At 70.8% G+C, this 13,025-nt stretch carries 11 protein-coding genes and 2 pseudogenes; 7 read left to right on the top strand and 6 right to left on the bottom strand.

All coding sequences use genetic code 11. The annotated features are described in order from the left end of the window. Positions 1-2: 2 nt before the first annotated feature. Positions 3-1,307, bottom strand: a complete 1,305-nt coding sequence (locus ACGF5O_RS19185; RefSeq protein ID WP_393811033.1) for an ABC transporter substrate-binding protein — start codon at positions 1,305-1,307, stop codon at positions 3-5. A gap of 368 nt (positions 1,308-1,675) precedes the next feature. Between ACGF5O_RS19185 and ACGF5O_RS19180 the strand changes: the two genes are divergently transcribed. From ACGF5O_RS19180 to ACGF5O_RS19160, 5 genes and pseudogenes are all read left to right on the top strand, one after another. Continuing rightward, complete coding sequence (locus ACGF5O_RS19180) at positions 1,676-2,722, top strand: LacI family DNA-binding transcriptional regulator (RefSeq protein WP_393811032.1); 1,047 nt, start codon at positions 1,676-1,678, stop codon at positions 2,720-2,722. Positions 2,723-3,700: 978 nt separating this feature from the next. After that, positions 3,701-4,069: pseudogene (locus ACGF5O_RS19175) on the top strand (hypothetical protein). A gap of 217 nt (positions 4,070-4,286) precedes the next feature. Then, positions 4,287-4,931, top strand: coding sequence for an RNA polymerase sigma factor (locus ACGF5O_RS19170; RefSeq protein ID WP_393811031.1), 645 nt, complete (start codon positions 4,287-4,289; stop codon positions 4,929-4,931). Continuing rightward, positions 4,928-6,001, top strand: a complete 1,074-nt coding sequence (locus ACGF5O_RS19165; protein ID WP_393811030.1) for a CU044_5270 family protein — start codon at positions 4,928-4,930, stop codon at positions 5,999-6,001. Before ACGF5O_RS19170 ends, ACGF5O_RS19165 begins: the two co-directional genes overlap by 4 nt. Beyond that, complete coding sequence (locus tag ACGF5O_RS19160) at positions 6,002-6,217, top strand: hypothetical protein (RefSeq protein ID WP_393811029.1); 216 nt, start codon at positions 6,002-6,004, stop codon at positions 6,215-6,217. It begins immediately after the preceding gene. Between the two features lie 179 nt (positions 6,218-6,396). Here ACGF5O_RS19160 and ACGF5O_RS19155 read toward each other — a convergent pair. After that, positions 6,397-6,609: pseudogene (locus ACGF5O_RS19155) on the bottom strand (thiamine pyrophosphate-binding protein); the annotation flags it as partial. Between the two features lie 189 nt (positions 6,610-6,798). On the opposite strand from ACGF5O_RS19155, the gene ACGF5O_RS19150 reads away from it, so the two are divergent. After that, positions 6,799-7,536, top strand: coding sequence for a flavodoxin family protein (locus ACGF5O_RS19150; RefSeq protein ID WP_393811028.1), 738 nt, complete (start codon positions 6,799-6,801; stop codon positions 7,534-7,536). A gap of 627 nt (positions 7,537-8,163) precedes the next feature. Here ACGF5O_RS19150 and ACGF5O_RS19145 read toward each other — a convergent pair. The 3 genes from ACGF5O_RS19145 to ACGF5O_RS19135 are packed head-to-tail and all read right to left on the bottom strand — an operon-like array spanning position 8,164 to position 11,782. Then, positions 8,164-9,372 (bottom strand): alanine racemase, encoded by a 1,209-nt coding sequence (locus tag ACGF5O_RS19145; RefSeq protein ID WP_393811027.1) that lies wholly within the window; start codon positions 9,370-9,372, stop codon positions 8,164-8,166. Continuing rightward, entirely contained in the window at positions 9,369-10,676 is a 1,308-nt protein-coding gene (locus ACGF5O_RS19140; RefSeq protein ID WP_393811026.1) for a D-arabinono-1,4-lactone oxidase, read from the bottom strand. The genes ACGF5O_RS19145 and ACGF5O_RS19140 overlap by 4 nt, the downstream gene beginning before the upstream one ends. Beyond that, on the bottom strand, positions 10,673-11,782 hold the full coding sequence (locus ACGF5O_RS19135; protein ID WP_393811025.1) for an alpha/beta hydrolase: 1,110 nt from the start codon (positions 11,780-11,782) through the stop codon (positions 10,673-10,675). The genes ACGF5O_RS19140 and ACGF5O_RS19135 overlap by 4 nt, the downstream gene beginning before the upstream one ends. Positions 11,783-11,915: 133 nt before the next feature. Here ACGF5O_RS19135 and ACGF5O_RS19130 point away from each other — a divergent pair, with 133 nt between their 5' ends. After that, positions 11,916-12,530 carry a TetR/AcrR family transcriptional regulator gene (locus tag ACGF5O_RS19130; RefSeq protein ID WP_393811024.1) on the top strand — a complete coding sequence of 205 codons (615 nt, stop codon included), beginning with the start codon at positions 11,916-11,918 and terminating at the stop codon, positions 12,528-12,530. Between the two features lie 10 nt (positions 12,531-12,540). Here the strand turns inward: ACGF5O_RS19130 and ACGF5O_RS19125 are convergent, their stop codons facing one another. Further along, on the bottom strand, positions 12,541-13,023 hold the full coding sequence (locus ACGF5O_RS19125; RefSeq protein ID WP_393811023.1) for an aldehyde dehydrogenase family protein: 483 nt from the start codon (positions 13,021-13,023) through the stop codon (positions 12,541-12,543). Between the last annotated feature and the right edge of the window lie 2 nt (positions 13,024-13,025).

Raw genomic sequence — 13,025 nt, 5'->3', positions numbered from 1 at the left:
CCTCACTGCCCGGTGGACTTCTGCAGCTCCTGCTGCAGGTCCTTCAGCGCCTGCGCGCTGCTCTTGCTGCCGGTCAGCGCCGCGTACGCCTCCTGCTGGATCGCCGAGGTCACGTCGCCGTACTGCACGACCCGGGGACGGGGCACGGCGTGCGTGATCGACTGCTTCAGGACGGGCAGGTACGGGTACTGCGCGGTCAGCGTCTTGTCGTCGTACAGGTCGGCGTAGGCCGGGGCGAAGGCGGCGTCCTTGAGGAAGGTCGTCGCGTTCTCCTCGTCGGTGAAGAACTTCATGAAGTCCAGCGCGGTGGCCTTGTTCTTGGCGTAGGAGGACAGGGCGAGGTTGGAGCCGCCCAGGCTGGAGGAACCGGTGCCGTTCAGGCCGGGCAGGGGTGCGACCGCGTACTTGCCGGCGATCTTGCTCTTCTCGGCGAGGGCGTACACGTAGGGCCAGTTGCGCAGGAAGACCAGCTTGCCGTCCTGGAACGCCTGGCGGCTGTCCTCCTCCTGGTAGGTGATGGCCTCCTTGGGGATGGTGCCGTCCTTGAAGGCACTGACGAGGAAGTCCAGGCCCTTCCTGGCCGCGGCGGTGTCCACGTTCGGCTTGCCGTCGGCGTCGGTGATCACGCCGCCGGCCGAGTTCACGGCCTCGGCGAAGTTCACCGTCAGGCCCTCGTACTTCTGGAACTGCCCGGCGTAACAGGACACGCCCTTGCCCTCGGGCAGCTTCTTGATCTTCGCGCAGTCGGCGGTCATCTCCGCCCAGGTGGTCGGAGCCTTGCTGATGCCGGCCTTCTTCAGCAGGTCGGTGCGGTAGTAGAGGATGCCGCCGTTGGAGATGTACGGCGCCGCGTACAGGCTGCCGCGGTACTTCGCCGTGTCCACCGCGGGCGTCAGCATCTTGTCGAGCGGGAACTGCGTCTCGGGCAGCTTGGCGATCCACTGGTGCGCGGCGAACTCCGAGGTCCACACGGCGTCGAGGGAGAGCACCGTGTATGCGTCGGACTTGGTCTCCGCGTTCTGGATCATCTGCTGGCGCTGCGAGTCCGGGTCCGTCGGCAGGTCGATGACGGTGACCTTCTCCTTCGGGTGCAGCTTGTTCCAGCGGTCGATCACCTTCTGGACCACGCCGGTGGTGTCCTTGCCGGACACGTACGTGATCGGGCCGCGGCCGGTGAACGACGCGCTCTGCGACTGCCCCGAGGAGCCCGAGGAGCTGCCACCGCCGGAACCGCAGGCGGTGAGGGTGAGCCCGGCGGCGACGAGGGCGGCCGAGCACTGAAGGACTCTGGTGGTTCTGGCGTTCACTGTCTCTCCTGAACGTGCGGTACCGAAGTCTCGGCGGGGGCGCCCTGTAGGGAGTAGCTACCGAGATGACTCTGGGATGGCTCTGTTACGAGACTGTGCTGTCACGGCATTTTCTTGATCAAACACGCAGGTCAAAGCCTTGAGGGATGACTTCGCGGCGACGGCTCCGACTCCGCTGAGACAACGCTTGCACCGTAGGAGTGCATCTGGCGGAAGTCAATCCGTAACTTCCCGGTAGCACGGAGAGGATTGGGTGGGTCATGCAGCTTATATACGGGCAAAATGCCCCATTGAACTCGCCCGGATAGCTGAGACAGCGCTGTCACAAGGCATCTGGCGGGGGCGTGGATCTGTGCTAACTTCCGCTCATGCCGCCAGCTCAACGACTGCCCACCATGGCCGACGTCGCCGAACGGGCGGGGGTCTCCCCGTCCACCGTCTCGCGCACCCTGCGCGGCCTGACATCGGTGGCCCCGGACGTCCGTGCCCGGGTCGAGGAGGCCGCGCGTGAGCTGAACTTCGCGGTCTCCCGGCATGCCGCGAGCCTGGTCACCGGCAAGACCGGAGTGGTGGCGGTGCTGGTGCCCACGCTGGACGCGTGGTTCATGGGGGCTGCGCTGTCCCGGCTGGGACCGCTGCTGCGGGCGGCCGGCCTGGAGATGACCGTCTACGTCATCCCGGACCTCGCCGAACGCACCGCGTTCTTCGAACGCCTCCCGGCCCGCCGCAACGCCGACGCGCTGCTCGTCTTCTCCTTCGACCTGACTGCCGAGGAGACGGCCCGCCTCGACGACCTCGAAATGCCGGTCATCTACGTCAGCCAGCACGTCCAGGGCCGCCCGAGCGTCTACGTCGACGACGTGGCCGGCGCCTGCAAGGCCACCCGCCACCTGCTCAACCTCGGCCACCGCCGGATCGCCTTCGCCCAGACCGTCGGAGCCCGCGGCTTCAGCTTCAGCACCCGCGACCGCCTGCTCGGCTACCGGCAGGCACTCACCGAGGCGGGCATCCCTCTCGACGACGACCTCGTGGTCACCATCCCGCCCCGCGACAAGCGCGGCACCATGGAAGCCGTCGGCAACCTGCTCAGCCTGCGCGAACCCCCCACCGCGATCTTCGCCGACGCCGACGAGCAGGCCGTCTCCGTCATCTGGACCCTCCGCAAGACCGGCATCCAGGTGCCCGAGCGGATGTCCGTCGTCGGCTTCGACGACCAGGACACCGCCGAGTGGTTCGACCTGTCCACCGTGGCCCAGTCCCCCTCCGACATGGGCCGCGTCGCCGGCGAACTCGCCCTGAAACTGATCGACGACGCCGAGACCGACCGCGAACGGCACATCGTCCTGCCCACGATTCTGATCCCCCGGGCGACCACGGCACCTCCGCCTCCTGGGGAGCGCGAAGGTGACTCCTGAGGACCGGGTGATCTAGAGGTCGATGGATTTCCGGTGCTGAGAGGGGTCCGCTCGGGGCCATCAAGCCGTCACTTCAGGCGAGCCGACGGCGGGGTGATCAGTGCCGGCGCGTCTGGAGTTCCCGCAGGCCGGCTGCCGACGCGGGGCCGCGTCGTCGGCGTCGGCGCAGGACAATCGGTGACGGGTCAGTGCCGGGTGCCGGCGGACCAGAGGGTGGTGCCCTGGTGGACCACGCGTCCGGAGGCCGACGGGGACGAGCGGTCGGCGTGGCACCTCCTGCGTTTCGGTCGCGGGCGTACGCCACCCAGGCGTCAACTTCGGTCCTGCGCGCTCGCCCGGACGGGCGGCGTCCGCCCTGACGGGTTCGGGAAGGACCCCCGGCGCAGGCCCGCACTCGAAACGCGCACGGCACCCAAGGGCCAGGGCTCACTCCTGGAACCCGAGGGCGACGGCCGCTTCTATGTCGTGGGGGACCAGGCCTCACCCCTGCCCGGATGGCAGGAAGGGGCCATGATGTCGGCGCAGTACGTCGTCGCTCAGATCCTCGGCCTCGTCCCCCGCACCGCCCCCGAGACCGTCCAGGTTCCCGACGCCGCCTTCCCCACCCAGGGTCTCTGACCGCACATGCCCCCACCGTGATCCAGCCGTCCGCCGAAGCACTGTGCGGGGCACAAGGACCGCTGGTGGAGCAGGTCACGCAGCAGGTCACGCGAAAACGCGTCTCGCCATGTGAAGCGATCGCAGGGTCGCATGTCCCTGGATGACGCCCGGCGCCTCTTGCGGCGACTCCCGGTCGTCGGCTCAGGACAAACGAAGGGCAGGTCAATCCGAATCACACCGACCGACAGGCAAACCCCAGGCCGCCGACCTGGGCCTGGGGTTTCCCATCGGAACGGCTGACGAGAATCGAACTCGCGCTCTCGGCCTGGGAAGCGATGGCGCCCGGGCGACCGCAGCGCTTCCCCCGCGCTCGGCCCGCTGTCCGGCGGTGAGGGTGTCGTCGGCGACGACGTCCGAGACGCCGACGCGGTGGAGGTCCGCTCGGCCGGCTCCGCCCCCGTGGACACGGTCAACCCCGCCGCCGTCGAGCCGATGGGCGAGATCGGCATCGACGTCTCCGCCGAGACCCCCAAGGCCCTGACCACCGAGGCCGTCCGGGCATCGGACGTGGTGATCACGATGGGCTGGGGCGACACCCGGCCCGTCTTCCCCGGCTAGACCTACCTGGACTGGCGGTTGGACGACCCGGCCGGGCAGGGCGTAGCCGCCGTACGCCCCATCCGCGACGAGATCGAGCACCGTGTCCGCGCCCTGCTCGCCGACCTCGGCATGCAGGCCAGTGCCTGACCCATCCCGCCACGTGAACTCCGACTGCGCGCGTGCGACTTCACGGGCGCACCCGGTGTTTGTGGTGCGGGCCGGATTTCCTCGGCGGTGCCACCAGCCGCAGGCGGCGCCCCAAGTCGTCCGCTCGTGTCATGGCATCCCGCGGTAACGGACCTGACCGGGTCCGGATATGACGTAGCTCACTGGAACTCGTTCACGTCGACCGGCAGTTGAAAACGTGACCACAGATATGCGAACCCGGGTGCGAGACGGAGATCCGGACGCCTTCGCGGCACTCTTCGACGAGTGTGCCCGCGCGGTGTACAACCACGCCTTCCGGCTGACCGCCGACTGGTCGCTGGCCGAGGACGTCATGTCGACGACCTTCATGGAGGCGTGGCGCCGCCGTGCCTCGGTCGAAGCCGAAGGGGGCTCGCTGCGGCCATGGCTGCTGGGCATCGCCACCAACGTCGCCCGCTCCCACCACCGCAGCAACCGCCGCTACCGCAACGCGGCAAGCGCCGCGGCCGCCGCGAACGCCGCCGAGGAACAGGTCGAGGACCACGCCGAGGAGACCGCCGGGCGCCTGGACGACCGGCGCCGGATCAACGCCACGCTGGCCGCCCTCAGCCTGCTCAAGCGCCCCGAGCGCGAGGTCCTGACGCTGTGCCTGTGGGAGGGGATGGAGTACGCCGAAGCGGCCCGCGCCCTCGGCGTCCCGGTCGGCACCGTCCGCTCCCGCCTCTCCCGTGCCCGCGCCCGACTGCGAAAACTCGCCGACGCTCGACTGCTCGAAGAAAAACGGGAACCCACCCGCATGAACCGGCAGATAACAGGTGATCGCGGATACGCGGTCCGGTCCGCACAGGAAGGAAACCGATGAACGCCAGCCCCTCACACCAGCCTCACCCGGCTGAGTGGACGGAGACGCAGAGCCTGCTGCCCTCCGCCGGGCGGGATCTGCCGGCGGGCCGCCACCAGTTCCACAAGGAGCAGATGATGGCCCAGATCCACGAAGACCTCCGCACCGCCACTGCCACCCGCGTCGCGCCCGTGAAGCGCCCCAACCCGTTCCTGCGCCGTGCGGTCCTGCTGCCCGCCGGGGCCTTCGCCCTGGCCGGCGCGGTCGTGGGCGGTCTCGCCCTCACCGGCGGCGGGGCGGACGACGGCAAGACCGCGCTGGCCACCGGCCCCGCACTGACCACCCGGGTCGGCGTCGCCGACACCAAGGGCGCCACCGAGCTCCTCGACCGCATCTCCCTGGCCGCCGCCGACACCTCCGTGCCCACCCCGCACAAGGGCCAGTACATCTACATCACCTCGAAGGTGGCCGACACCTACGTCAAGACCGTCGACGACAAGTCCGAGGTGGTCAGCGACGCGTTGCACTCCCGCCAGGTCTGGAACTCCCTCGACGGCAAGGACGGCTGGCTGATCGAGGCCGGCCAGACGGGCGACAAGGGCATCACCCTGGCGAGCGGAGTACCGTACAGCGGGGCCTACGACGCCTTGGCCGAGCTGCCGACCGACCCCGAGGCGCTGCTGCGGCAGATCTACCGTGAGTCGGACGCCCACCGGGACGCCGAAGTCCCGCGCGACCAGGCCGCTTTCGTCGCCATCGGCGATCTGCTGACCGAGAGCTACCCGCCCGCCGAGGTCGGCGCCGCGCTCTACAAGGCCGCGGCCGAGATCCCCGGGGTCGTCGCGGTGGACGACGCGGTCGACGCCACGGGCCGGCACGGAATCGCGATCGCGCGGGAGAACCCCGCCGACGGCGAGCGCACCGAGTGGATCTTCGACAAGAAGAGCCTGCGGTTCCTCGGCGAGCGCACCGTGGTGGTCAAGGCCGTGGCGGGCAGCCAGTTCAAGGTCGGCACCGTCACCCACACCAGCGCGATCACCGAGCGCGCGGTCGTCGACGCCAACAAGCAGGTCCCCGGACAGGCGAGCTGAATGCGGGACGGAACAGCGACCGCCGCCTCGCTGGCCGCCCTGCTGGTGGCAGTGCTGATGACGGGCGTCTCGGTGGCGGCCACGGGCTCCGGTCTCGGCGTGCGGACGGAGCCGGCGGCCGCGGCCGTGGCGCCGGACGACTCGGCGCTCGACACACGGACCGCGGGCTCCACCTTCCCGGCGACCGGGTCGCTCGGGACGCCCGGGGCCGGGTGACGGACGAACGGCGGGCGCCGGGACGTGAACATGTCCCGGTGTCCGTGCGCGGCGTTGGCGGCGTTGGCGGCGGCGACCAGTACGGCGCCCCGCCGACGCCGCCCCACTGATCGGCCAAGGCGCCCTGCAAAGAAGGCTGTTCGACGTCAGCGGCCTGATACGCGGCGGATACGACGGCCCTGCGCGGCCAGGGCCACCATCGGCGCGCTGTTGGTCATGGCGTCCGCGGCGCCGAGGAGCAGCTTAATCGCGCCGGGCCCCAGGGGCGCCGAACACACGCCGGCCCGGCCGGTCAGCCGCCCGTAGATCTCCGCCATGAACGAGGCCGCCTGCTCATGGCGCACCAGGATGTACCGGATCCCGGAGCCGTACTCCACGCCCTCGGTACCCATACGACGAACGTAGGCACGCCCTTCTGCCCCGGCCGCTCTTCGGCCGCCGACCGAGGCGCGGACCGGGGCGCGGACCGACGGGGGCCATTCGGAGGCGTTGTGGTGGCGGCTGCCCGGGTCGCCCCGCACGCTGGGCGAAGTGGCCGAATCGCCGTGCACATGTCGGCGGCTGAACTCTGGGAGGACCGAGTGACCGCTACGCCGCCCGCAACCGACGCACCGCCGGCCCGGTACGACGACCTGCGCGCCCTGGTGATCAACTGCACCCTCAAGCGCTCGCCGGAGACCAGCAACACCCAGGGGCTGATCAACCGAAGTACCGCCATCATGCAAACGCAGGGAGTGCACGTCGACGTCGTCCGCGCCGTGGACCACGACATCGCCACGGGCGTGTGGCCGGACATGCGGGAGCACGGCTGGGCAACGGACGCCTGGCCGGACCTGTACCGGCAGGTCATGGCGGCCGACATCCTCGTCCTGGCAGGACCCATCTGGCTCGGCGACAACAGCTCGGTGACGAAGCGGGTGATCGAACGCCTCTACGCCTGCTCCAGCCTGCTCAACGACGCGGGCCAGTACGCCTATTACGGCCGCGTCGGCGGCTGCCTGATCACCGGCAACGAAGACGGCGTCAAACACTGCGCCATGAACGTCCTCTACAGCCTGCAGCACCTGGGCTACACCATCCCGCCCCAGGCGGACGCCGGCTGGATCGGCGAGGCGGGCCCCGGCCCGTCGTACCTCGATCCCGGCTCGGGCGGTCCGGAGAACGACTTCACCAACCGCAACACCGCCTTCATGACCTGGAACCTGCTCCACCTGGCCCGCGCGCTCAAGGACCTCGGAGGCATCCCCGCCCACGGCAACCAGCGCACCGCCTGGGACGCCGGCTGCCGACACGACAACGAGAACCCCGAACACCGGTAGCGAGATACCGAGGGGCAGCCGGGGAACACCGCACGCACCCGACAACGCCCGGCGCGTGCGCAGGGAGTCCCGGGCGGCCCCGGGACTCCCCCTCCGTGGCGGCCGCTTCCCAACACCACGGAGCCGCCCACCTGTTCGGAGACGAGCAGAACGAGAGTGGCACGTTCCTCATGGGGTATCCCACGCCTCGCGCGCCCGGTCAGGATTTCGTAAGCGCTCCGGCGCCACCGCCGGGGGGAGGGCAGGCCGAGGGCTGTGCCCTCCGCGTGCCCGATCTTCGTAAAAACAGCAACCCCAGGCCACTGACCTGGGGTTTCGATCTGGAGCGGGTGACGAGAACCGAACTCGCGCTCTCAGCTTGGGAAGCGACGGCGCTTTGACGGCGGAATACCTTCTGACCTGCGGATACGTCCTCTACGGCGTGGCTCCGAGGGGGGCGTCCGGCACCGCTGTGCACCGTGGTTGACCGGTCCTATGGGCACGGTTCGGGCACGGTTCGGGCACGGGCCAGGCCCGGGGGATGCGGCGCGGGGCCTCCCACGCCTGCACCGGGCGGGATCGATCAGGGATCAGGGGCTGTCAACGTGTCGGCAGCGGCCCATACGCGGTGCGTTCTCGGCCGACGCCTCAGAGAAAACAACGGCCCTCTCCTCGATAGGTCGGGACGACGTCCACGATCTCCCCGTCCTGGACCAGGTGCAGCTCGTTGAAGCGCTCGCACAGCTCGCCCGCCTTGGCGTGCCGGAAGAAGACCGGCGATCCGACGACGAGGTGCTCGGCGGCGGCACCGATCAGTGGCGTCTGCACCTCGCCCGCACCCTCGTTGCCGTCGTACCGCAGTCCCGGCGGAAAGGCCGGTACGGGCGCCCGGTCCCAGCGGGGGACGCCGGAGGCGACGTAGCCACCGCCGAGCACGGTCACCGTCCGCGGGCCGGGCCGGCGCACGACGGGCAGCGCGAAGAACGCCGCAGCCTGCGGAGCGAACCGCGAGTACCTGTCGAACAGGGCGGGTGCGTAGAGCCCGGATCCCGCGGTGACCTCCGTGACGACGGGTTCGCTCGCGACGAGTTCCAGGTCACCCGTTCCGCCGGCGTTGACGAAGTCCAGTGGCGTGACGCGCGAGATCGCCTCGACCGCGAGCGCGCGCCGCTCCCGCAGCTCGCGATGGGACCGGTCCTGCATCAGCCGGATCGCGCGGTTGGTGAGCGGACGGCCCGGCACGGCGTCTCCCGTTCCGGCGATCTGCGCCTCGTACGACATCACGCCGACCAGCCGGGCGGACGCGCTGCGCTCGACGCGTCGGGCCGCCGCGGCGGCCTGCTCCGGTGTGTGGATCGGGGTGCGCTTCGCCCCGATCCGGATCCGGCCGCCCGCCAGCCGGAAGGACGCGTCGAAGTCCAGGCAGGTCTTCACCCGGGTACCGGAACGGCGGGCGGCGCGTTCGATCAGCTCCACATGGTCCGGCGAGTCGATCATCACGACGGGGGCGCCCTCGGGGTCCTCGGCGGTGCGTTCCGCCAGGGTGCCGAGCAGCTCGGTGTCGGCGGTCGGATAGGCGACCAGGACACCCTGGGCGCCGAGACCGTGCAGCCACAGCGCCTCGTCGAGAGTGAACGCCATGATGCCCTCGAAGCCGGAGTCCAGCCCGAGGACGTGTTCGATGATCCTGCGGGCCCGGAGCGACTTGGACGCGATACGCACGGGCTTGCCCTGCGCCCGGCGCAGGAGGTCGTGCGCGTTGGCGGTCAGCGCGTCCAGGTCGACGAACGCGAAGGGCGGTGCCGTACGGGCGAACACCTTCCGGTAGTAGTCCCCGGCGTCGCCGTGCGCCTTCATCGGGCCACCACCTCTCCGTGCGTTCCGAGCACCCTGCGGGTGTGGGCGTTGCCGAACGTTCCGGTCGGATCGAGCTCGGCCCGCTTCTCGGCGAAGTCGTCCCAGTGCGGGTAGAGGGGGCGCAGGGTGCTCCCCGTCAGGGTGTGCCGTTTGCCCCAGTGGGGCCGGCCTCCGTACGTCGCCATGACGTCCTCGAACGCGCGGAAGAAGGGGTCGGCGTCCATGCCCTGGTACTGGTGGGCCGCGATGTAGCAGGTCTCGCGTCCCTCGGCGGTGGACAGATACGCGTCGTCCGCGGCGGTGAAGCGCACCTCGAACGGGAACAGGACGGGCAGCCGCCGCCGCTCGACGAGCCGGAGGCACGCGGTCAGTGCCTCGGCGCAGTGGCTTCGCGGGACGGCGTACTCGCTCTCGGTGAACTTCACCTTCCTGGCGGTGGCGTAGACGCGATGGGCCACGTCCTCGACCAGCGACTCGGACATCGACCGGGCGACGGTGGCGTTGACGGCCGGTACGAGGGACGGGAACCGCCTGCCGACCCGGCACAGCGCGCCCAGGACCGTGTTCTCGGCGAACTCCTCACGGACTCGCCGCTTCCAGCGCGGTGTCGGCCGCGGGGTGTCGTCGGTGCGGGTCGACGTCCTGGTCATGGCCGTACGCGTGTACGGCCAGATGAAGAACTCGAAGTGGTCGTTGGTGTCGACCAGTCGGTCCAGTTCGGCCAGTACGTCGTCGAGCGGCCTGGGCCGGTCGACGCGGCGCAGCGCGAACGCCGGGACGCATTCGACGGTCACCTCGGTGACGATGCCGAGCGCCCCCAGCGATACCCGGGCGGCCCGCAGCAACTCCGGTGTGGTGGCCCGGTCCAGCTGCCGTACGGTGCCGTCCGCGGTCACCAGCCGCATGCCCACCACCCGCGACGACAGGTTGCCGAAGGCGCGGCCCGTGCCGTGCGTGGCGGTCGCGAGGGCCCCGGCCACCGTCTGCGCGTCGATGTCCCCCTGGTTCTCCAGCGACAGGCCGTGCTCGGCGTTCCTCGGGCCCAGCTCACGCAGGGTGATGCCGGCCTGGAGGGTGACCCGGTGCTCCTCGACGGACAGCACACGGTTCATGCGGGACAGGTCGATCATGACGCCGTCGGTGCGGACCAGGTCGCTGAACGAGTGGCCGCTGCCCACCGCGCGCACGGTGAGCCCCCGCTCGGTCGCGGTCCGTACGGCGCGTACGACGTCCTCCTCGTCGTGCGGTCGTACGACGGACATCGGGTCACTGGTCTGCTCGCCCGACCAGTTGGTCCAGGTCATCGGGCCCCCGTCCCAGAAGTCTTCAGGCCGGCCCGGGAGGTCAGCCCCATGCGGAGGGCGCCCGCGACTTCGAGCAGCACCTCCCGGGGGGCGGCGCCCGATCCGGTCGCGTTGACCATGCTGTGCGTGATGCCACTGTGGCGGCGCAGGACGGTCGGCACTCCGGCGTCACGCAGCTTGTGCGCGTACGCCTCGCCCTCGTCCCGCAGGACGTCGAACCCGGCGACGGCCACATAGGCCGGGGCCACGTCGTGGAGGTCGTCGGCCAGCAGGGGCGAGACGCGGGTGTCCGTGGCCTGCGCGGGATCGGGCAGGTAGCGGGCCTTGTACCAGTCCATCTGGGCCTCGGTGAGGAAGAAGCCCTCCCCGAACAGCTCGTAGGAGCGGTGCTTGCGGGAGAGGTCCGTGACCGGCATCAGCAGGAGCTGCATCGCGGGTGCGGGGGAGCCGGGGGAGCTCGTCTCGCGTGCTCGCCGGGCCGTCTCCAGGGCCACCACGGCCGAGAGGTTCCCGCCCGCGCTCTCCCCGCCGACCGCGACGGCCGCCGGGTCGACGCCGTACTCCTCGGCGTGTTCCACGACGTGCGTGAAGGCCGCGAGCGCGTCGTCCACCGCCGCCGGGAACGGGTTCTCCGGGGCCAGCCGGTAGTCGACCGCGATGACGGTGAGCGACGCGTGCCGGGCCAGGAACCGGGCCACGGAGTCACTGGCGCTCAGGTCTCCGAGCACCCACCCGCCGCCGTGGAAGTAGACGAGCGCGGCCGAAGGACGCGGAACACCCGCCGACCGGTACAGGCGGGCCGGGATGCCGCCCCCGGGCGTCGGGATCGTGAGGTCCCGGATCTCCTCGACGGGAAGCTCGTCGCCGAAGATCCAGGCTTCGGAGGCGATCTGCGCACGCCCCTCGGCCAGCGGCAGCGACTCGAACGTCTTCGAGACCGTCAGGCCCAGGACGCGCTTGCCGACCTGCGCGTCCAGGTCCATCACCTGCCCGTCGACGGAGATGGGCCGGCCGGCGATGACCCGCTTCACGGCGGTCGGGAGGCGGCCGAGCCCGCGGGCCGCGCGGCGCGCCAGTCGCTCGGACAGCGGATGTACGTCGGTCATCGCGTCACGCTCCTCGGGGGTTGGAATGGCGCCAGGCTAGGCCGAACTCTGGACGTTTGTCCAGAGTTCATGGAGGGGTCTCCCCGAGCTCCGGCGCTTGGGCGGCCGGAACGCCGTCGGGTAACTTCGAGGCATGGGGATCAGGCCGCAGTCGCACTACGCACGAGGACAGGCACGCCGGGAACGGCTCCTCGATGCCACGGCGGAGGTCATCGCCGACCGCGGCCTGGAGGGGGTCACCCACCGGGCGGTGGCCGCGGCGGCCGGACTGCCGCCGTCCACGACGTCGTACTTCTTCGCCTCCATGGACGAGCTGATCGGCGCGGCCGTCACCCGGATCGCCGACGGCATCCTGGAAGCGACCCGGGACCTGGCGGCCGACGTACCCGCGGCCGACGGCGGCATCCCCGCCCTCCCGTACGTCGACCAGCTGATCGACGTTCTGATCGCGTCCAAGGAGACGCTGATCAGGGCCCAGTTCGAGGCGTATCTCGCGACCTCGCGGCGGCCGGAACTGGTGGAACCGGTACAGCGCATCGTGCAGGCCCTCGAAGACGCGGCCGAGTCCATGTTCGTCGCCCTGGGAGCCCCGGACGCGCGTCTCGCCGGCCGTGAACTCGTCGCCATGGTCGACGGGTTCGCCCTGCAACGGCTGGCGAACCCGCGCCCCGACGACCGCGCGGTGCTGCGCGACGCCCTGCGCCGGCTGACCGTGGCCCACCTCGGCAAGGCGTCCGCTTCGGCCTGAGGCGGCGCCCTCACCCCTTGCCGGCGAGGCGGTCGAGCACCCTCATGGCGACGGTCATCGCGCGTGCGTAGCGTTCGCCGCCGACTCCGGCCGGCTTGCCGAGGGACTGCCCGCGCTGCCGGGCCACGGTCTGCGCGTCGGTGTACTTGAGCAGGCCGTGGCGTCCGTGCCGGCTTCCCTGGCCGGAGGCGCCCCAGCCGCCCATGGGGGCGTCGGTGGATCCCCAGGCGGCGGCGTAGCCCTCGTTGATGTTGACTTTGCCGCTGCGCAGCCCGGCGCGGTCGTGCACGGTGACGTCGTGGGTGCGCCGCAGCCGCCGGGGTACGGCGGCGGGCCCCCTGCGGCGGTTGCGCCGTCGGTCCGCCTCGGTGGATTCGTCGTCGCCGAGGATCCTCTTCGTCCTCGTGGCGGCGAGCCAGGCACACACGAACCGCATGCGCAGCGACGGGTGGCCGCGACCGGTCACGACGTCGGCGTGCTCCCTCGTGGGCATCC

Source organism: Streptomyces sp. NPDC048291 (genome assembly GCF_043201715.1).
GTDB lineage: Bacteria > Actinomycetota > Actinomycetes > Streptomycetales > Streptomycetaceae > Streptomyces.
This window is presented reverse-complemented; position numbering and strand designations above follow the sequence as displayed.